27 protein-coding genes are annotated in these 25,047 nt (G+C 36.7%); 20 read left to right on the top strand and 7 right to left on the bottom strand.

The genetic code is table 11. The features are described from left to right. On the top strand, positions 1-1,149 hold the full coding sequence (locus SOLCA_RS10000) for a VWA domain-containing protein (protein ID WP_014680329.1): 1,149 nt from the start codon (positions 1-3) through the stop codon (positions 1,147-1,149). Between the two features lie 212 nt (positions 1,150-1,361). Here the strand turns inward: SOLCA_RS10000 and aspD are convergent, their stop codons facing one another. Further along, the gene (gene aspD, locus SOLCA_RS09995; protein WP_014680328.1) at positions 1,362-3,005 is read right to left on the bottom strand and encodes an aspartate 4-decarboxylase; all 1,644 of its coding nucleotides are present in this window, start codon (positions 3,003-3,005) and stop codon (positions 1,362-1,364) included. Positions 3,006-3,029: 24 nt separating this feature from the next. After that, positions 3,030-4,745 carry an aspartate-alanine antiporter gene (aspT, locus tag SOLCA_RS09990; RefSeq protein WP_014680327.1) on the bottom strand — a complete coding sequence of 572 codons (1,716 nt, stop codon included), beginning with the start codon at positions 4,743-4,745 and terminating at the stop codon, positions 3,030-3,032. A gap of 205 nt (positions 4,746-4,950) precedes the next feature. Between aspT and SOLCA_RS09985 the strand changes: the two genes are divergently transcribed. The 4 genes from SOLCA_RS09985 to SOLCA_RS09970 all read left to right on the top strand — a co-directional run bounded on the left by SOLCA_RS09985 (position 4,951) and on the right by SOLCA_RS09970 (position 8,281). After that, on the top strand, positions 4,951-5,664 hold the full coding sequence (locus SOLCA_RS09985; protein WP_014680326.1) for a head GIN domain-containing protein: 714 nt from the start codon (positions 4,951-4,953) through the stop codon (positions 5,662-5,664). 115 nt (positions 5,665-5,779) lie between these two features. After that, a complete protein-coding gene (locus tag SOLCA_RS09980; RefSeq protein WP_014680325.1) occupies positions 5,780-7,096 on the top strand; it encodes an MFS transporter in 1,317 nt (438 codons plus the stop codon). Positions 7,097-7,110: 14 nt separating this feature from the next. Beyond that, the gene (locus SOLCA_RS09975; protein WP_014680324.1) at positions 7,111-7,830 is read left to right on the top strand and encodes a (Fe-S)-binding protein; all 720 of its coding nucleotides are present in this window, start codon (positions 7,111-7,113) and stop codon (positions 7,828-7,830) included. A gap of 49 nt (positions 7,831-7,879) precedes the next feature. Beyond that, complete coding sequence (locus SOLCA_RS09970) at positions 7,880-8,281, top strand: DoxX family protein (protein ID WP_042481076.1); 402 nt, start codon at positions 7,880-7,882, stop codon at positions 8,279-8,281. A 30-nt stretch (positions 8,282-8,311) separates the two neighbouring features. Here SOLCA_RS09970 and SOLCA_RS22320 read toward each other — a convergent pair whose 3' ends face one another. Next, on the bottom strand, positions 8,312-10,276 hold the full coding sequence (locus SOLCA_RS22320) for an ATP-binding protein (protein WP_014680322.1): 1,965 nt from the start codon (positions 10,274-10,276) through the stop codon (positions 8,312-8,314). 258 nt (positions 10,277-10,534) lie between these two features. Between SOLCA_RS22320 and thrS the strand changes: the two genes are divergently transcribed. The 11 genes from thrS to SOLCA_RS22315 all read left to right on the top strand — a co-directional run bounded on the left by thrS (position 10,535) and on the right by SOLCA_RS22315 (position 17,092). Next, complete coding sequence (thrS, locus tag SOLCA_RS09960) at positions 10,535-12,460, top strand: threonine--tRNA ligase (protein WP_014680321.1); 1,926 nt, start codon at positions 10,535-10,537, stop codon at positions 12,458-12,460. A 62-nt stretch (positions 12,461-12,522) separates the two neighbouring features. Beyond that, a complete protein-coding gene (gene infC / locus SOLCA_RS09955; protein WP_014680320.1) occupies positions 12,523-13,050 on the top strand; it encodes a translation initiation factor IF-3 in 528 nt (175 codons plus the stop codon). 24 nt (positions 13,051-13,074) lie between these two features. After that, complete coding sequence (gene rpmI / locus SOLCA_RS09950; RefSeq protein ID WP_014680319.1) at positions 13,075-13,275, top strand: 50S ribosomal protein L35; 201 nt, start codon at positions 13,075-13,077, stop codon at positions 13,273-13,275. 110 nt (positions 13,276-13,385) lie between these two features. Further along, positions 13,386-13,730, top strand: coding sequence for a 50S ribosomal protein L20 (rplT, locus tag SOLCA_RS09945; protein WP_014680318.1), 345 nt, complete (start codon positions 13,386-13,388; stop codon positions 13,728-13,730). 92 nt (positions 13,731-13,822) lie between these two features. After that, positions 13,823-14,038: a hypothetical protein gene (locus tag SOLCA_RS09940; RefSeq protein ID WP_014680317.1), complete on the top strand. Its 216-nt coding sequence runs from the start codon at positions 13,823-13,825 to the stop codon at positions 14,036-14,038. Beyond that, on the top strand, positions 14,020-14,316 hold the full coding sequence (locus SOLCA_RS23950; RefSeq protein WP_157604704.1) for a DUF4352 domain-containing protein: 297 nt from the start codon (positions 14,020-14,022) through the stop codon (positions 14,314-14,316). The genes SOLCA_RS09940 and SOLCA_RS23950 overlap by 19 nt, the downstream gene beginning before the upstream one ends. A gap of 29 nt (positions 14,317-14,345) precedes the next feature. Further along, on the top strand, positions 14,346-15,110 hold the full coding sequence (locus tag SOLCA_RS09930) for a hypothetical protein (RefSeq protein ID WP_014680315.1): 765 nt from the start codon (positions 14,346-14,348) through the stop codon (positions 15,108-15,110). 159 nt (positions 15,111-15,269) lie between these two features. Further along, positions 15,270-15,527, top strand: coding sequence for a type II toxin-antitoxin system Phd/YefM family antitoxin (locus SOLCA_RS09925; protein ID WP_245536770.1), 258 nt, complete (start codon positions 15,270-15,272; stop codon positions 15,525-15,527). Next, positions 15,524-15,781 (top strand): Txe/YoeB family addiction module toxin, encoded by a 258-nt coding sequence (locus SOLCA_RS09920; RefSeq protein ID WP_014680313.1) that lies wholly within the window; start codon positions 15,524-15,526, stop codon positions 15,779-15,781. The genes SOLCA_RS09925 and SOLCA_RS09920 overlap by 4 nt, the downstream gene beginning before the upstream one ends. A 107-nt stretch (positions 15,782-15,888) precedes the next feature. Beyond that, positions 15,889-16,407, top strand: coding sequence for a DUF6452 family protein (locus SOLCA_RS09915; protein WP_014680312.1), 519 nt, complete (start codon positions 15,889-15,891; stop codon positions 16,405-16,407). Then, positions 16,370-17,092 (top strand): DUF6048 family protein, encoded by a 723-nt coding sequence (locus tag SOLCA_RS22315; protein WP_014680311.1) that lies wholly within the window; start codon positions 16,370-16,372, stop codon positions 17,090-17,092. Before SOLCA_RS09915 ends, SOLCA_RS22315 begins: the two co-directional genes overlap by 38 nt. Before the next feature lie 88 nt (positions 17,093-17,180). On the opposite strand, the gene SOLCA_RS09905 is transcribed toward SOLCA_RS22315, so the two are convergent. From SOLCA_RS09905 to SOLCA_RS09895, 3 genes are all read right to left on the bottom strand, one after another. After that, positions 17,181-18,455, bottom strand: a complete 1,275-nt coding sequence (locus tag SOLCA_RS09905; protein WP_014680310.1) for an aspartate kinase — start codon at positions 18,453-18,455, stop codon at positions 17,181-17,183. Positions 18,456-18,553: 98 nt separating this feature from the next. After that, positions 18,554-19,003 (bottom strand): GNAT family N-acetyltransferase, encoded by a 450-nt coding sequence (locus SOLCA_RS09900; protein ID WP_014680309.1) that lies wholly within the window; start codon positions 19,001-19,003, stop codon positions 18,554-18,556. Between the two features lie 74 nt (positions 19,004-19,077). After that, positions 19,078-19,773: a YggS family pyridoxal phosphate-dependent enzyme gene (locus tag SOLCA_RS09895; protein ID WP_014680308.1), complete on the bottom strand. Its 696-nt coding sequence runs from the start codon at positions 19,771-19,773 to the stop codon at positions 19,078-19,080. Positions 19,774-19,894: 121 nt separating this feature from the next. On the opposite strand from SOLCA_RS09895, the gene SOLCA_RS09890 reads away from it, so the two are divergent. From SOLCA_RS09890 to SOLCA_RS09880, 3 genes are read left to right on the top strand one after another with little or no spacing between them, the layout of a single operon-like run. After that, positions 19,895-20,410, top strand: coding sequence for a DUF4296 domain-containing protein (locus SOLCA_RS09890; protein WP_014680307.1), 516 nt, complete (start codon positions 19,895-19,897; stop codon positions 20,408-20,410). A 49-nt stretch (positions 20,411-20,459) separates the two neighbouring features. Continuing rightward, positions 20,460-22,826, top strand: a complete 2,367-nt coding sequence (locus SOLCA_RS09885) for an endonuclease MutS2 (protein ID WP_014680306.1) — start codon at positions 20,460-20,462, stop codon at positions 22,824-22,826. 16 nt (positions 22,827-22,842) lie between these two features. Further along, positions 22,843-23,763 carry a glutaminase gene (locus SOLCA_RS09880; protein ID WP_014680305.1) on the top strand — a complete coding sequence of 307 codons (921 nt, stop codon included), beginning with the start codon at positions 22,843-22,845 and terminating at the stop codon, positions 23,761-23,763. 95 nt (positions 23,764-23,858) lie between these two features. On the opposite strand, the gene SOLCA_RS23135 is transcribed toward SOLCA_RS09880, so the two are convergent. After that, a complete protein-coding gene (locus SOLCA_RS23135; protein ID WP_014680304.1) occupies positions 23,859-24,029 on the bottom strand; it encodes a hypothetical protein in 171 nt (56 codons plus the stop codon). Between the two features lie 243 nt (positions 24,030-24,272). Here SOLCA_RS23135 and SOLCA_RS09875 point away from each other — a divergent pair, with 243 nt between their 5' ends. Beyond that, positions 24,273-24,974 (top strand): CoA transferase subunit A, encoded by a 702-nt coding sequence (locus SOLCA_RS09875; RefSeq protein WP_014680303.1) that lies wholly within the window; start codon positions 24,273-24,275, stop codon positions 24,972-24,974. The last annotated feature ends 73 nt before the right edge of the window (positions 24,975-25,047 follow it).

Here is a 25,047-nt window from a genome sequence, read left to right as displayed (position 1 = left end):
ATGAGTGAACAAAGTTTAAAACGATGGCGATTGATTTTAGGGAATGAAACGAAAGATGAGTTGCCTGTAGAGCTTTCATTGAGAGAGGTTAGTATTGATAAAACACTTGAAGCTTTGTATAACGGAGATCGCAAAGGAGGATTAGGAAGCTCATCGCCTAATGTAACAAGGTGGTTGGGTGATATCAGAACCTATTTTCCCAATACAGTGGTGAAAGTGATGCAGCAAGATGCGTTAAAGCGACTTAACCTGACATCAATGCTTACAGAACCTGAAATGCTTGAAGCTGTGGTTCCGGATGTTCACCTGGTGGCTAACCTAATGACATTGGGAAGAGTAATTCCGGAAAAGACTAAAGATACTGCCCGGCAGGTAGTAAAGAAGGTTGTGGATGAATTGATGCAAAAATTAGCATCTCCAATGCAACAGGCAGTTTCGGGTAGTTTGAACAAGGCAAGAAAGAACCGCCGCCCACGTCATAATGAAATCGACTGGAATACAACCATAAGAAAGAACCTGAAACACTATCAGGAAGAATATAAAACGATCATTCCTGAAGTAAGGATTGGGTATGGAAAAAAGAGAAAGGCAATGAAAGACATTGTTCTTTGCCTTGATCAAAGCGGATCAATGGGAACTTCAGTAGTTTATTCAGGGATTTTTGGTGCGGTGATGGCGTCAATTCCAGCTATTCGAACCCAAATGGTTGTATTTGATACTGCTGTTGCAGACCTTACCGAAGAGCTGCAAGACCCGGTCGATCTGCTCTTTGGTGTGCAGTTGGGTGGTGGGACCGATATTAATAAAGCTTTAACATATTGCCAGCAAATTATTACGAGGCCTTTGGATACGGTTTGTGTATTAATTACCGACCTGTATGAAGGAGGAGATGAAGCAGAAATGAGGAAAACAGCTTTAAATCTTGTTAGTAGCGGAGTTCAGGTGATTACTTTATTAGCCTTGAATGATGACGGTGCTCCGTCGTATTGCAGCAGAAATGCTGCGTATTTCGCCTCATTAGGAATTCCCGTTTTTGCATGCACTCCTAACTTGTTTCCAGATCTGATGGCTGCGGCATTAAGTAAACAGGATATTGGATTATGGGCTTCTTCCCATGATATCAGAACTGCCGGAATTAAAAATGATTGATGTAATTTGATACAAACTGAACAAAATAATGTCTTTTGCGATTAGTGATTAATTTTCGGGTTCGATACTTTTGAATCAATAAAACATAACACTTGTAGCTTTTCTACAGATCATTATTTTAGTTTTAAGAAGGACCAATCGACCAACAGATTGGTCTTTTTTGTTTTTACCGTAAAAGGCCAGTACTCTACACTGGCCTTTTGGTTATTAAATTATTTTTTCTTTTCAGCTTTCCAGGCTTCAGCATAAGTATCAAAAATTTCGGCTAAGCTTTTTCCAATTTTTACATAATCATCGTCATTTAAATTGGCAAGCGAAACCCTGATCGACCATTCTGGTCCGTCAAATCCACCGCCATTTAACAATACAATTGAAGATTTTTCGGCTAAACGGAATAAGATATCGGTAGGCTCAAAGTTCTTTTGAAGATAATCGCCTAAACCATCTCCGTATTTCATCTGTGCCCAGCCTAATAAATCGATTTCAGAGTAATAGCCTGCACGATCTGGGTTTTTAAATAATGGAATACCTAGGTTATCCCATAGTAAGTTCAGACGTTTCAGGACAATATCCCTGGTTAGTTGTTTGTATTTATTTTCTTTGTCGAGTAAGCAGGACGCCGAAAAAAGCATCATTTGCGTTTGTTGCGGCAGTGATAAACCTGCTGTATGATTTAATGCCACCAAGCGACTATCAGCCACCATCCGGTCAATAAATTTAATTCTTTCGGGATGTAGGGTAAGTGTCGAATAACGTCTGTTTAGCTCATCCATACGCTTTTGAGGTAATGCTGAAAGCATTTTATCAAATACATTATTTTCATGGATTACCACAACGCCTAAACGCCAACCCGTACAGCCAAAATATTTGGAAAATGAATAAACGCCAATTGTATTTTCCGGTAATTCAGCCATTAAAGACCGGAACCCGGGAACAAATGTTCCGTATACATCATCAGTAATGATCATCAGATTTGGATTCATGTTTTTGACGATCTTAATCAAGCGTTTTATGCTATCCTGACTAATAGCAACAGACGGAGGGTTACTTGGATTGGTGACGAATAAAGCTTTTATAGAACGATCAGACAGCTTCTCAATTTGTTCATTTGAATATTGCCAGGTGTGCCTATTATCAGCACTCATTTCATCGGCTTCAATTTTAATCACATTAAAACTGAAACGTTCTAACTCCGGAATTTCAAGGTATGGTGTAAATGCTGGAACCATTAGGGCAATCGTATCTCCCTTATTCAATAAGCCATTATTTTGCAATGAATCAAAGATATAGCACATGGCCGCTGTTCCGCCTTCTACTGCAAATATGTCGTATTTGCCTTTTGGTGGCTTATTGTCGCACATTTCTTGTACGATATAATCATGAACAATTGGCTCAAAATGATCAAGCATACGATCAGGAACAGGGTATTGATCACCAATGATTGATCCAGCCATTTCATGTACCCATGAATCAGGATCAAATTGGTGATTCTTTAATCCATACTGGTAAGTTGCCTCCAATAGCCCAATGCCTTGGGTATTTTTATTGTTTTTGATGAATTCTTCCAATCGTTTAGCAATCCCTTTAAGTTCCGGAATACCTGCTAATCCCGGAAAGTCCATTGCTCTTCGGCATTCTGCTAAGCCAAACTGCCCTAATGCAAAAAAAGCTTCGCGCGGAGTGGTCGCTATCCAATTTGGGTTTCCGCGCCCGGCATTCAGCATTACATCGGTTTCTTTTTTATCTTTTGCGCTTGCTAAGGCGATCAGGTTGTCTTTTAACTCAAAAGGACTAAGTTGTTGAAGAACTTCTTGCTTAGCCCTCGATGTCTTAATTTTTTCAATTTTAGAGCTCATATTTAGATTTATTAGTTAGCGATTTTATGAAAACAATAGTACAATTACCACACCCCAGATAATCAATAAAGTATTTCCGACTGCATAGGTTACTGTATAGGAAAGGGAAGGGGTATTGCTTTTAACAGCATCCTGAATAGCGCCTAATGCCGCAGTGGTGGTTCTGGCTCCCGCACAGCCACCCAAGTTAATGGCCGGATGAAATTTGAAGATATAGCGACCAATGAGCAACCCCAGAAACATAGGAATTAGACTAGCGAAAATCCCGGCAATAAACAGGCTTAATCCTAACTCCTTAAATCCTTCAACAAAGCCTGGTCCGGCGCTTATACCTACAACTGCAATGAAAGTATTTAAACCCAGATTATTCATGATCCATAATGCAGGAGCGGGGATGCGACCGAATGTTGGGTGCTGTGATCGTAGCCAACCGAATATTAATCCGGCAATTAAAGCACCACCACTTGTACTTAAACTGAAGGGCACATGACCAATATGGACAGTCAAAGCACCGAATAATCCACCAAGCAAAACTCCAACACCAACAAACATTATGTCGGTTGAAGTAGTGGGACGATCGGCATAACCGAGGAAATTTGCTGATCTGTCCACTTCATGTTTGAGCCCTGTAATATCAATCTGATCTCCACGTTCAATTTTTAACCCGCCACTTAATGGCATTTCAACACCCGCACGTGTAACTCGATTAACACCAATACCATGGAAGTTTTTACTGATAAGCTCGTCGTTTTTGATGATTTCAGCTAATGTTTTACCAATAACCTCTTTATTTGTAATTAATACACTTACTGTTTCAATGGTGAAATTTAGTAACTCAGGATCATTTATTTCTTTTCCAACATGATCCTGATCGGTAAGGAAAAAAGAACGCTGACCACCTGCAACAATTGAATCTCCAAATGAGATTTTAAGATCAGGAGTAGCGTCAATGATCTTACCGTTTGATTTAATACGTTCAATGAATACCCTATTCCCAAAACTTTCCAGGTACTCTTCTGTTTCATTTACGGTTTTGCTGTTTTTGAACCATTCATTTTCTACTGTGAATGCCCTAAAAATTACTCTGTTTAAAGCAGAACGCAGGCTGGGATCATTGTCAGAAACTGATTGTCCTAACTTTGCTTCCAGTTCTTTACATTCCTGAATCACTTTTTCAGTTCCTCCCAATAATTTTGGTCCAACAGAGGCCAAAAACCAAGCTGTTCCGGCTGTTCCGAAAATGTACGTAACAGCATATGCAATGGGAATTTTATTAGTTAACGCTGCTTTTTCAGCAGCAGATATATTTAACTGATTTATTGAATCGGAAGCGACACCAATTACTGCCGAAATTGTATTTGCTCCTGCAAGGAAGCCGGAGGCAGTTCCAACATCGTAATTCAAAAATTTAGCAATAGCATAAGGAACAAGTAAACACAGGATACAAATAATGACTGCAAAATAGACTTGCGGTAAACCATCTTTTTTTAATCCCCTGAAAAATTGAGGGCCAACACTGTAGCCAACTGCAAATAAGAACATGAGAAAAAAAACAGATTTTACAGTAGGAGAAACATCAATCTTTAATTGTCCGATTAAAACTCCCATCAACAGTACCCCTGTAACGGAGCCCAAACTAAAACTGCCGATTTTAATGTTTCCAATAAAAAAGCCGAGGGCGAGCGCAAGGAATACCGAAAGTTCGGGGTATTGCTGCAGCGTAGTAACAAACCATGTCATAAAGAGAGCGTATTGTTTTTCTAAGATTAATTGTGTGTTTTATAAGGGTTTCTCTCTAAATTAATGAATTATAATTAGTAAGCATAGAGTGGTATTAAATTATTATTCGTGGAAACTTTCTTTAAGGATATTATATTTGAACATAACTGTAACCTTTAGTTAAGCAACTACGTCAAAACATACAATAAATAAGAACTAACATTTTATGAAACCAAAAATTACCTTTGCGATACTTTTTTTAGCTATTTTAGGTTTAAGCGCATGTAAAAAGATCTGCGTGAAAGGGTCTGGCAACGTTGTTACCAAAGAGCGTGTGCTAACTCACTTTAAAGAGCTTGATATGAGTGGAGCTTTTAAATTGGAACTTACTCAGGATTCTGTTCAAAAAGTAGAAATAATTACAGACGATAATTTACAGGATTATGTAAAAACCACCGTAAATGGTGATAGACTGGTAATAAAGAGTGAAAAAAATCTTTGTGCTACAAAAAATGTACTGATAAGAATCCATGTTAACGAGTTATCAAAAATTGAGGCTTCTGGTGCTGTAGATGTTAAAACCACTAATGAGTTTAAACAGCCATCATTTGAATTGAAATCTTCTGGAGCAACAGAATCAGATTTGATGATGAATGTAAATACATTAAGTACAAGAATCAGTGGTGCCGGAAAGATAGCATTGCGTGGACAAGCTGCTGAATTAAACATCAAGATTTCAGGCGCCGGAAAAATTAAGGCTTTCGATCTGGTTGCTAATAAATGTGTTGTTGATGTTAGTGGAGCTGCTGATTCAGAAGTAAATGTATTGTCGGAACTTAATGTTTCTGCAAGTGGTGCAAGTAAGGTTTCTTACAAAGGTGCTCCTGCCAAAGTTGTTGAAAACTCAAGCGGAGCTTCATCAGTAAAAAAAGTGGAGTAAGCTGATTTAATAACTTATATAAATCCTTTCTGATAGCTCAGGAAGGATTTTTTGTTTATAAGCTTTTTCAATGGCTAAGTAGATTTACTTAAAAAATATTACTTTTAGCCAGCATATGTTGATTAAATCTGACAAGAAAGTTGTAAATGCCTGGGCAATGTATGACTGGGCTAATTCGGTATATTCATTAACGATTACTTCGGCGATATTTCCTGTTTATTATAATGCCGTAACATCGAGTGCTACAAGCGATAAGGTTTATATCTTTGGGATGGAGTTTGTGAACACAGCTCTTTATTCCTATGCTATTTCTGTTGCTTTTTTAGTAGTGGCATTGATCAGTCCGTTGCTATCAGGAATTGCTGATTACAGTGGAAGAAAGAAAACATTTATGCAGTTTTTCTGCTATATGGGTTCACTTGCTTGCATCGGTTTATTCTTTTTCAATAAAAATACCCTTGAGTTAGGAATCATCTGCAGTATCATTGCATGCATTGGTTATGCTGGAAGTATTGTTTTTTATAATGCTTATTTACCTGAGATTGCCCCACTACAAGAACAAGATGCTGTTTCGGCCAAAGGATTTTCATACGGATATATTGGCAGTACAATTCTGCTAGTAATTAATCTCGCAATGATCCAGTTTCCTGGCCTTTTTGGTCTCGAGAACAATGATATGCCTGCCCGATTATCATTTTTATCGGTTGGATTATGGTGGGCCGGTTTCGCCCAAATAACCTTTGCCCGTTTACCTAAATCTACCATTGATAAAAGTGTTACAAAACATGTTTTTTTCAATGGCTATAAGGAGCTGTTAAAAGTTTGGAATGAACTTAAGTCGTTACCGCGCTTACAGCGATTTTTACTGGCATTCTTTTTTTATAATATGAGTGTACAAACCATTATGTATGTGGCCACGCTTTTTGGAACTAAAGAACTTCATATGCAAGACGCACAACTCATTGCCACTATATTTATCATTCAGCTTGTTGCCATTGGAGGAGCCTATATTTTTGCATGGTTATCATCTAAGGTTGGGAATATTCAAACATTGATTCTTGCTGTAATGATCTGGATCGGAATAGGTACATGTGCATACTTTCTTCAAACCTCCCTTCAGTTTATGGCTTTGGCTTTTTTCGTTGGTTTGGTAATGGGAGGGATACAGGCACTTTCACGGTCGACTTATTCCAAATTATTACCTGCAACTAAAGACACTGCCTCTTATTTCAGTTTTTATGATGTAACAGAAAAAATATCACTAGTCATAGGCACATTTTTGTATGGTTATATTGAGGTAATTTCTGGTAGTATGAGAGGATCCATATTATTCATTACCATGATATTTATAGTTGGATTGCTTTTATTAGTCCGTTTAGTTAAAATTCCATCATTGCAAGCGCTTTCGCGTGTAATGAATTCAAATAATTAAAATTAATACTCTCCATGAAAGTCGAATTATTTATTCCTTGTTTTATCGATCAAATAAGTCCGGAAACGGCTTTTAATACCATAAAAGTATTAGAAAAATTAGGGTGTAAAGTTTCATACAATCCTAATCAAACATGTTGTGGACAACCGGCTTTCAATTCAGGTTTTTGGGATGAAGCCAAAGAAGTTGGTCAGAAATTTCTGGACGATTTTTCAGCACACGACTATATTGTTGGTCCTTCCGGATCATGTGTTGGTATGGTAAAGAGTTATTATAACGATCTGTTTACTAATGCAATATCACACAATAAATGCAGGAATGTTCAGAATGCTATTCACGAGCTTTCCGACTTTATCGTAAATGTATTGAAGAAAGAAAATGTGGGAGCCAAACTTCAAGGTAAAGCTGTTTACCATGATTCATGCGGTGCACTACGTGAATGTAAAATAAAAACGGAACCCCGGACTTTGTTAGCAAACGTAGAAGGATTGGAGCTAGTAGAAATGAATGATGTGGAAGTTTGTTGTGGATTTGGTGGTACGTTTGCCGTTAAATTTGAGTCTATTTCTTCAGCAATGGCAGAGCAAAAGGTAAACAATGCCTTGGCGACCGGAGCAAATTATATTATATCAACAGATACTTCTTGCCTGATGCATTTACAGGGATATATTGAAAAAAATAATCTCCCTATTCAAACAATGCATATTGCAGATGTGTTGGCAAGTGGATGGTAATAAATCGCATAAAAACAATAAAACACTAACCAAAAAACAAAAACAATTTATGAAAAAAACTTTATTCTCTGCTAAACCTTTAGCACTTGACCTGGCTTTATTATTAGTTAGAGTTGGATTTGGTGCGGCTATGATTACACATGGTTTGCAAAAGCTAAATGGTTATTCAGGAATGGTAAATAAGTTCCCGAGCCTCTTCGGAATTGGTTCACAAACTTCATTGATCTTGGCAATTTTCGCAGAATTATTTTGTGCTGCATTATTGATTTTAGGTTTAGCCAGCCGTTTTGCACTTGTATTTTTGATTGTTACAATGGGCATAGCATTTTTCTACATCCATGGTAATGATCCGTTTGGAGATAAAGAAATGGCATTCCTTTACCTGGTTGCTTTCATCGGACTGTTTTTTACTGGTCCTGGAAAATACTCGGTAGATTCAAATATGAAATAATAAATAGTAGTGCTAATGAGTGTGTAATGCTCATTGGCACATTATTTTATAATATTTAGAAATCTTGCTAAAAAGAATATCCGGCATAAATGGTTTAGCCAGGTAATCGTTCATACCACATTCTTCAATTCTTTCTGTTATATGCGGCATCACATCAGCCGTAAATGCAATAATTGGTATTTCTGAATTAAACTTTCTTATTTCCATACTTGCCTGGTAGCCGTCCATTTCAGGCATTTGCAAATCCATAATGATCATATCGTACTGATTGGCACGGCACTTATCAACTGCAATCAAACCATTTTCGGCCATATCCACATCAATATTCCATTTTGTTAAAAACCTACGGCCAACCAATGCATTCATTTGATTGTCTTCCACTAATAAAACTTTCATCCCTGATAAATTATATATTTTCTTTTTCCTTTTTTCTTCTTCGTGCTCGGTTAACGCATAATAAAGTTTAGAGAACCTGATCTGGAAACTAAATTCAGAGCCTTTTCCGAGTTCGCTATTCAATTGTATTGTGCTGTTATGTAGTAATAATAATCGTTTAGTTATGGCTAATCCAAGGCCAGAACCACCATATTTACGGGTTGTTGAAGATTCTGCTTGTGTAAAACTTTCAAATATTCGTTCCAAATCAGTTTCAGCTATGCCAATCCCAGTGTCTTTGATTGAAAAATACAGTTCAACATCGTTTTCCGATTCATAAATCAATTGAACGGAGAGCGTCACAGATCCTTCCAGTGTGAATTTTACTGCATTGCCAATCAGGTTGTTAATGATCTGGTTTAAACGAATTGGATCCCCAATAATTATTCCCGGAATTTTTTCATCGATAACACATTCAAAAGCAATATTCTTTTCCCGTGATTTCAGCACAAAGGGTTTGCAAGAGTTTTGAATAAGTTCACTTAGGTTGAAGCTTACTTTTTCTAACTCAATTTTGCCTGTTTCGATCTTGTTAAAATCAAGGATGGCATTTACAAGTCCCAAAAGATTTTCGGCTGAAGATTTAAGGATCATCAGATTTTCAAGTTGAGCCAGATCCTTATATTCATCTAATAATAAATGGGCAATTCCAATGACCGAGTTAATGGGTGTTCTTATTTCATGACTTATAACCGAAAGAAATTCTTCTTTGGCTTTAGCACCTTGTTCTGCTTCTTCTTTAGCACGAATGAGTTCTTTTTCAAAATTCTTTTGGAGTGTAATATCCTGTATGGTTATAAGCAGTCGTTTTGTATTTAAATCTTCATCTTGTATCCGTGAGATCTTTGCATTATACCAAACGTTAGCACCACTATGTATACCAGGATATTCACAGTTGATGGTTTCTCCGGTATCTAATACCTGCTGTGCGAATAATTCCATCCGTCTACTAAACTCATTAGGGATTACTTCGCTGATCTTTTTATGTAATATTTCTTCTCTTGAAGTAAACAAAATGGATTCATCATTCACCCAAACATTTTCATACTCCAGTTTATCGTTTACTTCAAATACAATATCATTTAATGAGCGTATTAAGGCCTGTAATTGTGCATCGTTTTTTCTGAATTTTTCTTCATTGGTTTTCTGGTCGGTAACATCGATGGCGGTTCCAAGAAAATGAAGCATGTTAGACTCTTCCTCAATGATCGGACACATCTGAACATGAATGTATTTAGTGCTTCCGTTGGGTTGAATGATTCTGTAGGTATGACTGTAACTTGTCTTTTTTTCTGCACTTTCTGATATAGTACGCTGTACAGTTTCACGATCATCCATGTGCACCTTTGTTTTCCATCCTTCATTGATGAGCATGCTCTTGGGATAACCGGTAAGTCGTTCACAATGGCTGTTTACATAGTAACAATGACCGACGGAATTAATATAGAAAATGGCGAATGGAATCTGATCCAGAATCTCTTTTTGTGAGTTACTCAATAACTTAGGCTTCAAAACTGACGAGAATTCAGTGTTGAAATTAGGGAAAGTTAGTTGGCTCATAACAAAGCGTAATTAGTGAGTATCGATAACGATTTTTTTCATAAATTCAGTTAAGAGCGTAACTTTCAGGCTATCATCACAAATAAACTGCCAGTTTTTTTATGTATACAATTTTAAGAAAGTTGCGTTAAGGATGATTTACTGCAAACGGCGAAAAAAAGAAGTAAATACCTTCATATTCACCTTTTTCTTTTGGTGTTGAAAAGCTAAATTTGCGATTCTTCAAAATTACGTTTGTAGGTAAATAGGAAAAGATTAATGATTAAAATTACACTTCCCGACGGTTCAATCCGTGAGTACGAAAAGGGCACATCCAGCTTGCAGGTAGCACAATCCATTAGTGAAGGATTGGCCCGCAATGTTTTGGCTGCCGAGGTTAATGGTGAAATTTGGGACGCATCTCGTCCGATTAACACTGATTCAACCGTAAAATTATTAACATGGAATGATCAGGGAGGTAAATCTACCTTTTGGCATTCATCGGCACACTTAATGGCCGAAGCTTTAGAAGCCTTGTATCCAGGAATTAAATTAGGTATAGGTCCGTCTATAGAAACGGGTTTTTACTATGATATTGATTTCGGCGATCACCAGTTTTCTTCTGACGACTTTGATAAAGTAGAGAAGAAAATGATCGAACTGGCTAAAACGAAAGAGGAATATAAACGCTCTGATGTTGCTAAAGCTGACGCAATCAAGTATTTTACTGAAAAAGGAGATCAGTATAAACTGGAGCTGATTGATGGCCTTGAAGATGGCAGTATTACTTTCTATCAGCAGGGTAACTTCACAGATCTTTGTCGTGGTCCACATATTCCGAATACCGGATTTATTAAAGCTGCGAAATTGATGAGTGTTGCAGGCGCTTACTGGAGAGGTGACGAGAAAAATAAACAATTAACTCGTATATATGCAGTTACATTTCCTAAGGCTAGTGAGTTAACAGATTATTTAACTTTATTGGAAGAAGCTAAAAAACGCGATCACCGTAAGTTAGGTAAGGAGCTTGAGTTATTCACTTTCTCGGAAAAAGTAGGGGCCGGGTTACCATTATGGTTGCCAAAAGGCACTTCTTTACGAGAGCGTTTAGTACAGTTTTTATCAAAGGAACAAGTGAAGGCTGGTTACGAACAAGTAATCACTCCGCATATTGCTCATAAAGATTTGTACATAACTTCCGGCCATTATGAAAAATATGGAAAAGATTCGTTCCAGCCGATTCATACGCCAAACGAAGACGAAGAGTTCTTGTTAAAGCCCATGAACTGTCCGCATCACTGTGAGATCTATAAGTCGAAACCTCGTTCTTACAAAGATCTTCCGGTGCGTTATGCTGAATTCGGAACAGTTTACCGTTATGAGCAAAGCGGAGAGCTTCACGGATTAACCCGTGTTCGCGGCTTTACTCAGGATGATGCGCACTTATTCTGTCGTCCAGATCAGGTAAAAGAAGAGTTTGAAAAGGTAATCGATCTGGTACTGTATGTTTTCAAAGCTTTAGGGTTTGAAGATTATACTGCCCAGGTTTCATTACGTGATCCAGAGAATAAAGAAAAATATATAGGTTCTGATGAAAACTGGCAAAAAGCAGAAGCTGCAATTATTGAAGCTGCTGCTGAAAAGGGACTTAAAACTGTTGTTGAGTTAGGAGAAGCAGCGTTTTACGGACCTAAACTAGATTTCATGGTGAAAGATGCTTTAGGCAGAAAATGGCAATTAGGAACCATTCAGGTAGATTATAACTTGCCGGAACGATTCCAATTGGAATATACCGGTAGTGATAATCAAAAACACCGTCCGGTTATGATTCACCGTGCACCTTTCGGCTCAATGGAGCGTTTTGTTGCCGTATTGATTGAACATTGCGCAGGAAACTTCCCATTATGGTTAACGCCAGAACAATATATCATTTTGCCGATCAGTGAAAAATACGCTGATTATGCAAAAAAACTTTCAGAAAACTTAAATATTTCCGATATTCGCGGCTTAATCGATAATAGGGATGAAAAGATTGGCAAGAAAATCAGAGATGCCGAGATTAAAAAAATCCCTTTTATGCTGATCGTAGGAGAGAAAGAACAAGAAGAAAATACCGTTTCAGTGCGTAAACACGGTGCCGGTGACTTAGGTTCACTCACACTTGATCAGTTTGTTGAGATAATTAAAACAGAAACAGCAATTTAATTTAGGAGGTTAAACCTATAGCACAGCAAAGTTTTGGCAGAGGCCCACGTGGTGCCCGTCCTATGCCGGTTAGAAAACAGGCAGAACACAGAATTAACGAACATATTCGTGGTGTCGATGAAGTTCGACTTGTAGGCGAAAATGTTGAACAAGGTGTTTATACCTTAGCAAAAGCCATAGAGCTAGCTGAGGAGTTGGGACTTGACCTTGTTGAAATTTCACCTAATGCTGTTCCTCCTGTTTGTAGAATTACAGATTATAATAAATTCATCTACGAGCAGAAGAAAAAACAAAAGGAAATTAAAGCAAACGCTCAAAAAACTGTTATTAAGGAGATCCGTTTCGGACCGAATACGGATGATCATGACTTTGAGTTTAAATTAAAGCATGCGATTAAATTCCTTGAGGCAGGAGATAAAGTACGTTCTTATGTACATTTCAAAGGTCGCGCGATTGTTTACAAAGAGCAAGGAGAAATTTTATTATTAAAATTCGCTCAGGCTTTAGAGGAAGTTGGTAAGGTTGAACAGTTACCTAAATTAGAAGGTAAACGTATGTTCCTTATCGTTGCTCCTAAAAACAAGAAATAATTTTAAACTAAATAAAGACGAGTAATGCCGAAAATGAAAACCAATTCCAGCGCTAAAAAACGTTTTAGCTTAACTGGAACAGGTAAGATCAAAAGAAAATGTGCTTTCAAAAGCCATATTTTGACCAAAAAAACTACTAAGCAAAAACGTAACCTTACTCAAGCAGCTTTAGTTGATAAAGCAGACATGGGTAACGTAAAACGCATGCTTTGTATTGGTAAATAAGTTGATCTTATCCAGATTTATTAAATTAATTAATTAACCAAGGATTCAGCTCGTCAACGAGAGTTGACATAAGTTCCACAAAGGACGCTGACTACTAAAAAACGTAAAAAATGCCAAGATCGGTTAACGTTGTTGCGGCTCGCCGTCGCAGAAAAAAAATCCTGAAATTAGCCAAGGGCTACTGGGGTTCAAGAAGTAAAGTATTTACGGTTGCTAAAAACACCGTAGAAAAAGGTTTGCAATATGCATACCGTGACAGAAAAGTTAAAAAACGCGAATTCCGTGCATTATGGATTCAGCGTATCAACGCTGGAGTTCGTCAGCATGGTTTGTCATACTCTGCTTTCATGGGTAAAATTCACACTAAAAATATCGGTTTGAACCGTAAAGTTCTTGCTGACTTAGCTATGAATAATCCTGAAGCTTTTAAGGCAGTTGTTGACGCCGTGAAGTAATTCAAGTTTAAAATTAATATAAAGCCTGTTAGAATTCTCTAACAGGCTTTTTTATTGTTTTTGTAACAACAGTAATTAGTTTAAAGTTTAATATGATAGATATTAATCAAATGAAATATCTGCTTTTTATGCTTACTGGTGTTTTTTTAACATCTTGCTATACCACCCGTCAAACAAAAATTACTAACTACCAATATAATAGTGATATAAATTTAACTATCGATAGAGTTGAAGAAGGAAGTACTATCTCAACAGGGAGTGGTTATTATAGAGCGGGAAAAAATGAAAAATTTGTATTATTTACCTAACAATAACTAACAAAAGCGACCGGAAACAGGACCTGAATTTTGATAATTTTTACTTGCTAGACGTTAAAAGTAAAACAAAATATAAAGTGCAGTTTTCTATGCTAACAGATCCGGTAAACATGTGGGGGAATATTGAATCCTCCATTAAAGAGAATTCGACCAAAAGTCGAAAACTAGTTTTTTTATTTCCAAAAGAACAAATACCTGAGTTTTTATTTGTTAACAATCAGCCGGTTATAATTGAATACATGCCAACTATAACAAGTGCTGCTAATTAAGCGTTTTATTACATCTCTTATCTACTAATATGAAATATTATTATCTATTATTTTTATTTTCTACCGTACTTATTTCTTCGTGTGAGCACTCTCACAGTAAAAGCAAGGCAATAAATGATAAAGCCAAAGGAAAAATAGGGAGTAAGGAAGTCAGCGTTAATTATATCCGTCCATCGGATGATCAGTTTAACGAATTGAATGAAGATGTTTCCTATGATTATGGGGACAAAGGGAATACTGCTTTGATTATCAATGTTGAAGCCCCTCAATGGGGATACTTTAAGTTTGTTTTCAAAGAGAAAATCATAAAGGAGGAGCATTTTGGCGGCGACAGTACTGATGTTTATGAAAAGCAAGAAAATGGTGAATATGGTGTTGTTCGGAAAGATTTTAATGAACCTTATCAGTTAACTGTAAAGAATTTATTTGCCTATGTTTTGCTGGAAGATCACGGGGGGTATGTAGAGAAATGCAAATTTCAGGATTTCGGCAATGAGGTTTACTGGCCCGAGTTTCAGTACGACTATTGCGCTGCTGCAGATGAAGATAACGACGGAAAACCTGAATTCTACCTTGTTTATTATGGAGAAAGTGACGGATTGGATGCAAAACCTTTAAAGGTAATTGTTTATGACAAGGATTTTGATAAGTATAAAGCTACAGCCTATTTTCCTTCTGGAAATGAAGATGACAAGTACCATGTAGAATATTCAGAAAACTGGAAAAAACTCCCTAAAGCGGTTCAGCTTAAGGGTAATTCGATTTTGAAGAAATTTAAGGAGAGTAAGCGCTAAAAAAGTATGTACAAGCTATTTAAATGGTTGTTGCATTTGGTTTTTAGCTGATGTAATCATTGTAATTAGTGATTCTTTTCATTCTATGGGATATGATTTAGCTAATTAAAACGTATTAATTATTGAAATTTGTACTTATATTTGTACATAAATATGTACATGATGTTAACAACAACCATTTCAGATTTTAGAAAAGATATTAAAAAATACTTTGACGAAGTATCTAAAAATCTTGAAACACTTATCATTAATAGAGGAAAGGATAATGGTATCGTTATTATGTCGTTAGCCGAATATAATTCGTTGTTGGCTACAAGCCATGAGCTATCTTCTAAAATAAATGAAAAACGTCTGGATGCTGCTATTGAAAAGCTTAATAATGGAAACTCTTTTGAAAAGGGTTTAATTGAAGAATGAAATATGTATTTGTAGATGAATCCTGGGAGGATTATTTATATTGGCAACAAACAAATAAGAAGTACTTGTTGAAAATTAACGAGTTATTAAAAGATATTTCACGAACGCCGTTTACTGGTCTTGGAAAACCGGAACCTTTGAAACATAAGTATAAAGGCTTTTGGTCAAGAAGGATTGACAATGAGCATAGGCTTATATATAAAGTTAAGGATGATGAAATACTTATTGCAAAATGCCGTTTTCATTATGATTAGCCGTGTTAAGTTGATTTTTCTAAAGTTCTCATTTTTATTTAGTTAAAAGTATCACCTTGTATCTTGCTTCTTATTTTTCTAAGTTTGGCAATTAATCTAACTATTGAATGAAATTAATAGGTACCCTTTTAATAGTAGTTACTGTTTTTGGAGTCATTGCTTGCAATACCGATAAAATTTGTAGCGATACTAATCCAAGCCCTGGAGTAGTAGTAGAGTTTTACAGAGATACACTAAATAAGAAAACCGGTGAACTGGATACCTTTAAATTTTCACTACCTGATACACTTGTTGTGAAAGGAATTGGAACCGATTCTCTAGTAGTGGATTCATTAAGAAGTGTTCAACGAATTGTTTTGCCATTGAATAACAATGCACAGACAAGCACATTTACTTTTGTAATAAATAAGTTGAATCCTGCCTCTAAAAAACGGGAAATAACGAAAGATACCTTAAAGATTGATTATGAAGGTCGGAGAGCGTTTGTTTCTCAAGAATGTGGTTTTAAATTTGATTTCACCATTAAAAATGCAACGGCCACTCAAAATCGCTTTAAAAATAGTGTAACACAACAAACTGATATTACGAATGAAGCTTCGACTGCTCTTTATATTTACTTTAAGTAGTTTATTATTTATCTCATCAGCAGCCGTTGCTCAAGATTCAACCAGGGTTAAATCTAAAAAGGATACTGTAACCTATAAATTACCTAAAGCTTTTACTTTAGGTGTTGATATTAGTTACCCTATCCGCTATGCATTTGACAAGGATATAAAGGCTTTTGAGGTAGTAGGTGATCTTCGACTTAACAATAACTGGTATATTGCGGCTGAAGCAGGATATGGGCATGGAACGCAAGTAAATGATTTCCTTGATTATTCTATTAAAGGCCCGTATTTAAAACTGGGCTTTAATTACAATATCATCAAATTTAGTAAACCTACCAATAACTCATTTTACGTAGGTATGCGTGGAGTGTATAGTATGTTAAGCACGGACGTTAACAATTATAAGATTCGTGACGACTATTGGACGGGTTCTTCCACAGGCTCTTTTTCTCCACCTAACTCAACGGTAGTCAGTTTAGATTTGGTTGTAGGAATGAAAGTGGAAATGGTTAAAAACTTTATTATGGGTTGGACTATAAGAGGTGCGTTTCCTTTATCAAGTTCAATGGATGAATCATTTGACGACCTTTATATTCCGGGGGTAGGTTTTAAAAAGGATTTCATCTTTAACTTCAATTATACATTAAGCTATATGTTACCGTTCGGTAAAGTCAAAAATGTTGTAGTAGAGAAAAAGAAATAAAGTATATAACAGCTATAAAAGTAAAAGCATTTGGAAATCCTTTAGAAAGGAGTATTCCAAATGCCTTTCTTATTTTATGAATAATGTATTAATTGCTAAGATCTTTCACAACCATTTGAATGGTATGTCTGCTACGAACCTCCAATAGAGTCTCTTTGTTAACCAACACGCGATCAATTGTTTCCTGGTTATAATGTCTGATGGTGATGAGTTCCAGGTTGTCGTTATAGCGAACCTTAAAGGATTCTTTTAACTTGCTAATTAATACCGGAGTTTTACGTTCATCAAAATCAACACTTACAGAGAAACTGATTGCAGAATTGTGCATGGTGTTAATTTTAACACCCGTAGCATGAAATACTTCAAAAATATCGCTTAAATTTTCTTCTACAATAAAAGAAAAATCTGTAGGAGAGATGGAGATCAACACCTGTTTAATTTTAAAAATAAATGAAGGTATGATCTTTTTGGGAGCCTCATTACTGATTACAGTTCCACTTTCTTCCGGTTTGATAAACGAACGAACGTATAATGGAATTTGTTTATTCTGCAAAGGCTTGATGGTTTTCGGGTGGATAACCGTTGCTCCATAATAAGCTAATTCAATGGCATCAAGATAAGATAGCTGATCTAATTTCTGCGTATTGTCAAACCATTTAGGATCGGCGTTTAGTACTCCGGGTACGTCTTTCCATATAGTCATCTGTTCAGCATTTAAACTATATGCAAAAATGGCGGCGCTATAATCGGAACCCTCGCGTCCTAATGTCGTAGTAAAGTTTTCCGATGTTCCTCCAACAAAACCCTGGGTTACAATGATCTCATTTTTTAATATTGCCGGAAGTTCGTTTTGAATCAATGTAGCAGAAAGATCCCAATCTACTTTACCTTCACGGTAGGTGTTATCAGTTTGGATATATCCCCGGGCATCGATCCATTTGTTTTGTACCTGATTAGCGTTTAGGTAAGCACTTACAATCTTTGTGGATACTAATTCACCAATAGAAACGATCTGGTCGTATACATAGTCAAATTCGTCGTGTGGCTCATCTTCAATAATCCAATCGACTTCCACAAATTGATTCGAAATATCATCAGCCACTTTTTCTTTTTCAGCACCTTCAAACAGCTCATCAATAACATCAAAATGATACTGTTTTATTTGTTCAAAGATTTCATGTGTATTATCCTGGCGATTAAAAAAAGCTTTGGTAAGGTCTTCAAGGGAATTGGTTGTTTTTCCCATAGCCGAAACCACAATCAACAAATTCTGAGGAGAACCGTATTCTTTAACAATTTTGGTAATATTCCGTATTCCATTGGCATCTTTGGCTGATGCTCCTCCAAACTTAAATATCTGCATGTAAAGCGTGTTTTTTATAGAATGATAGCAGTGAGAGAGAATGAATAGTTTAGGTTAAGTTACATTGCATTCTGTCGTTGATTGTACTCCATTCAGTATTAAAATTCAAGGCTGCAATTTATCCATTCAGGATCAAAATTGGCAGCATATTTTTTATAAAAGTTAATTGCCGGTTCATTCCATTCCAGCACTTGCCAAACCATACCGTTAAAGTTCTTTTCCATGGCTTCAACAATAAGTCGGTCGAATAATAGTTTTCCAATGCCTTTGCCACGCATTTCTTCTGTTACCAAAATATCTTCAAGGTACATCCGAGCTCCTTTCCAGGTAGAATAGCGTACATAATACAAGGAAAAACCAGCTATAATACCGTCTTGTTCGGCTACAAATGCTTTCCAAACCGGATTAGGCCCAAAACCGGTTTCCTCAAAATGCTCAAGCGTAACGGTTACGGCATCCGGAGCTTTTTCATATACCGCTAATTCTTTTATTAATTCCAGCAAACGCGGGCAATCCGTTTTTTGTGCTTCTCGTATTGTAATTGACATAAGTTGTTAGGTGGTTCATAGTTCATGGATCATAGTTTATGGGATGCTATGATCCATTATCTATGAACTAAATACTATAAATTATTATTGGAAATCGGTTTCTTCGTTCTTTCTCCAAAAATGGCACTTCCTACTCTGATCATGGTGCTGCCTTGTTCTATGGCGATCAAGTAGTCGCTTGACATGCCCATTGATATTTCTTTGAATGTCGGGTTGTTTCGGAAAAATGCAGTTTTTAAACCATTAAATAAGGTGGAGAGCTCGTAGAATTCTTCTTTTATCTGTTTCTGACTGTTGGTATTAGTTGCGATGCCCATAACTCCAACAATGCTTACGTTTTTCAATGTAGAAAACTCTTCCGAGCGAAGTAATTCTATCAGTTCATCATATCCGAGACCGAATTTAGTCTCTTCGTCGGCAATATAAACTTGTAACAAGCAGTCAATAACTCGGTTGTTTTTGAGCGCTTGCTTATTGATTTCCTGAAGCAATTTAAGACTGTCGACAGAATGGATAAGGTTTACAAACGGAGCAATGTATTTAACTTTATTCGTTTGAAGGTGTCCAATTAAATGCCATTCAATATCTTTGGGCAAATGTTCATACTTATCTACCATTTCCTGAACCTGGTTTTCACCGAAAATTCGTTGCCCCGCATCGTAAGCTTCCTGAATTTTTTCTACTGGTTGAGTCTTGGAAACGGCTATAAGTTTAACTTTTACTGCGCCTAATTGCTTTTTAAAATCATTGATATTGGCAGAGATGCTCATTAATGTATAATTTTACAGATTATTAAAAACGAAAAATGTAAAGAAAAACCATCTGGCTTTTCAATGGTTCGCAAATTTACAATATGAAACGAGCATGTTCAATAAAATCATAAGGATAATAATGTTTAATGTAAAGCTTCCAACTGTTGGAAAACAAAAAATAATAAAGATATGTTTATTTAGTTCCTTTATTTTAAGTGTCTTAGTTGTCGGCTGTAAAAATGATAGCCGTCCCTCAGATGTAATTCCGGAAGAAAAAATGAAGAATATTCTTACCGATTTACATTTGATAGAGTCACGATCGTACCGGATTCCTAAAGACGACTCTGCTAAACGTGTTACAAAAGCTTCATACGAGTTTGTATTCAAAAAGTATGGTATTGATACTGCTGCATTAAGCAGAAGCATGAAATACTACCTCAATAATCCTGAAATAATGGATGTAATGTATGAGCAGATGATTGATAGCTTATCGAAAAGGCAAAGTGAGTTGTCTAAAACTGATCGACCAGCTTCAATTGAAAAACCTTTTGCGGGTAAAACGGTAAACAAAAAAACTATAAACAGAGACTCGTTAAAAAGGGTGAGAGACTCCGTTTTTAGGAAATTAGATTTAAAGAAGCACCCTGTTCAATAGAATGGTTGAATCAAAAAAGGTTGATTTAACCTGATTAAAAATACAAATAGTGTTATATCCCGAAAACGTAGGAGAAAAATTAGGTTTCAATGATATAAAAGAGCTTTTGCGCAATGAGTGCTTAAGCTTGATGGGTAAAAACCTGGTTGATAAGATGCAGTTCATTACAAATTTTGAACTGCTTAATAAACTGCTCTCTCAAACAGCTGAATTTAAGGAAATATTGATGAATGATGCGCCATTTCCTTCAGCTAACTTTATTGATATTCAATATCTTGTTAACAAAATTAGGATAGAAGGTGCTTTTCTTTCGGAAGAAGACTTTTATTCCCTCACTTTAGCGTTAACAACAGTTTTTCAAACAATTCGCTATTTCAAAGATCGCGAAGAGCAATATCCCAACCTTCAGGCATTGTTTGAAGGAATGGCGATTGAGCAAAAGATATTGAAAAGTATTGATGCGGTAATTGATCCTAAAGGTAAAATTAGGCCCAATGCATCGCCGGAGTTGAATAAGGTGATTCGTGAAATAGCTGCCGCTGAAAGCGAATCGCGCAGAAGGCTGGATATTATTTTTCGTAACGCCATTAAAGAGGGTTGGAGTGCCGATGGGAGTCTGACAATTCGAGATGGCCGTTTAGTGATTCCCGTTTTAGCGGAGCATAAGCGAAAAATGAAAGGCTTTATTCATGATGAATCCGCCACGGGGCAAACTATTTACCTGGAACCAGCAGAAGTCTTCGATTTAAATAATAGAGTTCGTGACCTTGAATTTGAAAAAAGACGGGAGATCATCCGAATACTGACAGCCTTAACAGATGAAGTTCGACCTTATTCTCCATTATTAATTGCTTATCATGGATTACTAACTAAGATCGATTTTATTCGTGCTAAAGCTTCATTGGCCATTAAGCTGGATGCAAGCATGCCAATATTGAAGAATGAGCCTTATTTGAAACTGAGCAATGCTCGTCACCCGCTTTTGTATTTAAACTTTAAGCAGACTAAGCAAACGGTAGTTCCCTTAAATATCAAAATTGACGAAACAGGAAGAATAATACTGGTATCAGGTCCAAATGCAGGGGGTAAGTCGGTTTGCATGAAAACAGTAGGTTTGTTGCAATTAATGCTACAAGCTGGTATGCTGATTCCTGCTGATAGTCATTCTGAAATGGGCCTTTATCGCAGAATCCTGGTAGATATTGGAGATGATCAATCAATTGAAAGCGATTTGAGTACCTATAGCGCGCATCTTACCAAAATGAAAAACTTTGTGGAGATGGCTAATTTTCACACGCTTGTAATGATTGACGAGTTTGGTACAGGAACAGATCCGCAGTTTGGTGGGCCAATTGCCGAAGCGGTGTTACAGGTGCTCAATCAGAAGAAAGTAAAGGGTGTGCTCACCACCCACTACTCTAATCTTAAACTTTTCGCCAATAATACGGAAGGACTTGAAAATGCATCGATGTTGTTTGATAATGTGCATATGCAGCCGATGTATGTTTTGCAAATAGGTAAGCCAGGTAGCTCATACGCCTTTGAAATTGCGCAAAAAATAGGCTTGCCTGAACAAGTGCTCAAATTGGCAAAAGTAAAGATTGGTGATCAGCAGAAGAAGGTAGATACTTTGTTGGTAGATCTGGAGCGTGAAAAGAAACAGGTTTACGATACCAAAGTAGAGATTGAGAAGCGCCAGAAACGATTGAATGAATTGCTCGAAGAAAATAAAAAACTGAAAGAGTACTTCGATGAAAATCGTAAGAAATTGGTTAATGATGCTAAGCAACAGGCCCAGGATATCATTAAAGGCGCCAATAAATTAGTAGAGAATACCATTGCTGAAATTAGAACAGCAAAAGCAGATAAAGAGCAAACGAAACAGGCACGCCAGCGGTTGGAGCAAGAACAACAGAAGCTGAAACTGAAAGCGGATAAGCCTGTACGTAAAAAAGAAGCAGAACCATTGGCTGTGGGCGATTGGGTAAAACTAATCGATAGTGATACTACTGGAAAAATCATTGAGTTGAATAAAACCAATGCAGTTATTGCGATTGGAGAGCTGATGTCGGTTGTGAAAGTTAACAGGTTGGAGAAAATTCAAAGTAAAGATCAACCTGTAAAACAAAGCAAAGGTGGGTATGCCGATTATCAGATTCAGCAGCGGGCTTCATTTAGTCCGGAAATAGATGTACGGGGTATGCGTGGTGAAGAAATGCTTTACGAGTTAGAGAAGTTTATGGACAGAGCGTTAATGATGGGATTAAGTTCATTACGAATTTTGCACGGAAGAGGTGACGGTATTTTGCGAAAACTTATTCGCGATTACCTGAAAAAATATTCGGCCGTTGATCAAATGGAAGATGAACACCCTGACAGAGGTGGCGATGGAATAACTATTGTAAAATTGAAGTAATCTGGAACAATATTCAATGCGAATCGATTATCAGTCAATCTTACAGCAAGTTGCTATTTTCGGACAAAGTTCTATTAATAAAGGTAAAGTAGCGGATTATATTCCTGAACTTGCCAAAGTTGAACTTAATCATTTTGGTATAGCTGTTGATACTTTGCAGGGAGAAAATTTTAGTGTTGGAGATGTAAATACAAAATTTTCAATTCAAAGTATCTCTAAAGTATTTTCCCTTACCCTGGCTGTTTCAGTTTTAGGAGAGGAATTATGGAAAAGAGTAGGAGTAGAACCCTCGGGGAATCCATTTAACTCATTAGTGCAGCTTGAATTTGAAAAAGGCATTCCACGAAATCCGTTCATTAATGCAGGTGCGTTGGTAATAGCCGATGTAATTGTTTCAAATTTTAACGACCCTAAGAAAGAGGTGTTAAATTTTATCCGAACGCTGGCAGGAGATACTTCTATTGATTTCAATTTAGCTGTGGTGGCTTCGGAAAGCGAACATGGCTTTAATAACCGGGCCCTCGTCAATTTTATGAAAGGATTTGGAAATATTCATAATGATGTGGAAACAGTTCTGGATCTATATTTCCATGTTTGTTCGGTTGAAATGACATGCAAACAGCTTGCAAAAGCATTTTTACTATTTGCCAATCATGGAGTTCTGCCTGTAAACAGCCAACAAATTTTAACTTCGGGTCAGGCAAAACGTTTAAACGCGATAATGCTCACTTGTGGTTTCTATGATGAAGCAGGAGAGTTCGCTTACCGTGTTGGATTACCAGGGAAAAGCGGTGTGGGAGGCGGTATTGCCGCATTTTTGCCGGGAGAATTGAGTGTAGTTACATGGAGCCCTGGACTTAATAAATTTGGTAATTCAGTAGCAGGTATTCATGTCCTCGAGATGTTTACTACCTTAACTAATAGGTCAATATTTTGATTACTTCCTATTAAAACATAAAACGGTCTGGTTAATTTTAACCGGACCGTTTTTGTATATTCAAATAGATAATCGTAAAAACGATTACCAAATCATTAATGTTTAGGGCAGCTTTTGCAAGCTTTACCTTTTTTATATTTCTTGCAGCATTTTTTAAATGCGCAACATCCACCTAAATAAATATTTAAACCTTTTGCTAATTCCGGATCTGTTGGATTAACAGATGACTTAAAAACAGCTGAATCTAAAAACTTTACCTCTTCCATCTCGTTATAAACTGCTGCAAATATAAAGCAATATTTAGATTGAATACAAATAATATTTAGACAAATTTTAAATAAACTTTAAGTAAGAAAAATTGCTGTTAATCTAAACTTTAAGGAAGCAAACATTAACAATAGTGCGGGTAAAGTAGTATTTTAGAAGACCAATTTATCAGTATTGTGAGTCGCCGGCTTGGTACCTCAAATTCTGAGAACCTTTAATCAATAAACGATAGTTAAATATTTATGAACAAAGTTGTTGCTAATGCCGACGAAGCGGTTAAAGACATAACTGATGGACTAACACTTATGGTGGGTGGCTTTGGTTTGTGTGGTATTCCGGAAAACTGTATTTCAGCTTTAGTGAAAAAAAACGTGAAGGATCTCACTTGTATTTCTAATAATGCAGGCGTTGATGATTTCGGATTGGGTTTATTATTGCAGCATAAGCAAATCAAAAAAATGATTTCATCTTATGTAGGTGAAAATGCCGAATTCGAGCGTCAGTTGTTGAGTGGAGAGCTTGAAGTAGAGTTAATTCCGCAGGGAACCCTGGCTACGCGGTGTATGGCTGCCGGTTATGGGATGCCTGCAATTTTTACACCTGCGGGTGTGGGCACCGAGGTTGCAGAAGGAAAGGAAATCAGGAATTTTAACGGTAAAGATTACTTATTAGAATATGCTTTTGATGCTCAGTTTGCGATTGTAAAGGCATGGAAGGGTGATACACATGGCAATTTAATTTTCCGTTCAACAGCAAGAAATTTCAATCCTTTAATGGCAATGGGTGGTAAAATTACCATTGCAGAAGTGGAAGAGTTAGTTCCTGCAGGAGAATTAAACCCTGATCAGATTCATACTCCTGGTATTTATGTTCACCGTATATTCCAAGGTTCTAATTACGAAAAGAGGATTGAACAACGTACCGTTCGGAAGAGAGAAGGGTAATCTTAGTCTTGAGTTTTGAGTCTTTAATCATTAGACGTTCTATCGGTGTAATCATTTATAGTCATCGAAAATC

This window comes from Solitalea canadensis DSM 3403 (assembly GCF_000242635.2).
GTDB lineage: Bacteria > Bacteroidota > Bacteroidia > Sphingobacteriales > Sphingobacteriaceae > Solitalea > Solitalea canadensis.
The sequence above is the reverse complement of the archived record's forward strand: the minus strand, read 5'-3'. Positions and strand labels throughout refer to the sequence as shown.

Bases quoted from the DNA above. Each gene is read 5' to 3' on its own strand.
- SOLCA_RS10000 (WP_014680329.1), top strand. From the start codon at position 1: ATGAGTGAACAAAGTTTAAAACGATGGCGATTGATTTTAGGGAATGAA.
- aspD (WP_014680328.1), bottom strand. From the start codon at position 3,005: ATGAGCTCTAAAATTGAAAAAATTAAGACATCGAGGGCTAAGCAAGAA.
- aspT (WP_014680327.1), bottom strand. From the start codon at position 4,745: ATGACATGGTTTGTTACTACGCTGCAGCAATACCCCGAACTTTCGGTA.
- SOLCA_RS09985 (WP_014680326.1), top strand. From the start codon at position 4,951: ATGAAACCAAAAATTACCTTTGCGATACTTTTTTTAGCTATTTTAGGT.
- SOLCA_RS09980 (WP_014680325.1), top strand. From the start codon at position 5,780: ATGTTGATTAAATCTGACAAGAAAGTTGTAAATGCCTGGGCAATGTAT.
- SOLCA_RS09975 (WP_014680324.1), top strand. From the start codon at position 7,111: ATGAAAGTCGAATTATTTATTCCTTGTTTTATCGATCAAATAAGTCCG.
- SOLCA_RS09970 (WP_042481076.1), top strand. From the start codon at position 7,880: ATGAAAAAAACTTTATTCTCTGCTAAACCTTTAGCACTTGACCTGGCT.
- SOLCA_RS22320 (WP_014680322.1), bottom strand. From the start codon at position 10,276: ATGAGCCAACTAACTTTCCCTAATTTCAACACTGAATTCTCGTCAGTT.
- thrS (WP_014680321.1), top strand. From the start codon at position 10,535: ATGATTAAAATTACACTTCCCGACGGTTCAATCCGTGAGTACGAAAAG.
- infC (WP_014680320.1), top strand. From the start codon at position 12,523: ATGCCGGTTAGAAAACAGGCAGAACACAGAATTAACGAACATATTCGT.
- rpmI (WP_014680319.1), top strand. From the start codon at position 13,075: ATGCCGAAAATGAAAACCAATTCCAGCGCTAAAAAACGTTTTAGCTTA.
- rplT (WP_014680318.1), top strand. From the start codon at position 13,386: ATGCCAAGATCGGTTAACGTTGTTGCGGCTCGCCGTCGCAGAAAAAAA.
- SOLCA_RS09940 (WP_014680317.1), top strand. From the start codon at position 13,823: ATGATAGATATTAATCAAATGAAATATCTGCTTTTTATGCTTACTGGT.
- SOLCA_RS09930 (WP_014680315.1), top strand. From the start codon at position 14,346: ATGAAATATTATTATCTATTATTTTTATTTTCTACCGTACTTATTTCT.
- SOLCA_RS09925 (WP_245536770.1), top strand. From the start codon at position 15,270: ATGATGTTAACAACAACCATTTCAGATTTTAGAAAAGATATTAAAAAA.
- SOLCA_RS09920 (WP_014680313.1), top strand. From the start codon at position 15,524: ATGAAATATGTATTTGTAGATGAATCCTGGGAGGATTATTTATATTGG.
- SOLCA_RS09915 (WP_014680312.1), top strand. From the start codon at position 15,889: ATGAAATTAATAGGTACCCTTTTAATAGTAGTTACTGTTTTTGGAGTC.
- SOLCA_RS22315 (WP_014680311.1), top strand. From the start codon at position 16,370: ATGAAGCTTCGACTGCTCTTTATATTTACTTTAAGTAGTTTATTATTT.
- SOLCA_RS09905 (WP_014680310.1), bottom strand. From the start codon at position 18,455: ATGCAGATATTTAAGTTTGGAGGAGCATCAGCCAAAGATGCCAATGGA.
- SOLCA_RS09900 (WP_014680309.1), bottom strand. From the start codon at position 19,003: ATGTCAATTACAATACGAGAAGCACAAAAAACGGATTGCCCGCGTTTG.
- SOLCA_RS09895 (WP_014680308.1), bottom strand. From the start codon at position 19,773: ATGAGCATCTCTGCCAATATCAATGATTTTAAAAAGCAATTAGGCGCA.
- SOLCA_RS09890 (WP_014680307.1), top strand. From the start codon at position 19,895: ATGTTTAATGTAAAGCTTCCAACTGTTGGAAAACAAAAAATAATAAAG.
- SOLCA_RS09880 (WP_014680305.1), top strand. From the start codon at position 22,843: ATGCGAATCGATTATCAGTCAATCTTACAGCAAGTTGCTATTTTCGGA.
- SOLCA_RS23135 (WP_014680304.1), bottom strand. From the start codon at position 24,029: ATGGAAGAGGTAAAGTTTTTAGATTCAGCTGTTTTTAAGTCATCTGTT.
- SOLCA_RS09875 (WP_014680303.1), top strand. From the start codon at position 24,273: ATGAACAAAGTTGTTGCTAATGCCGACGAAGCGGTTAAAGACATAACT.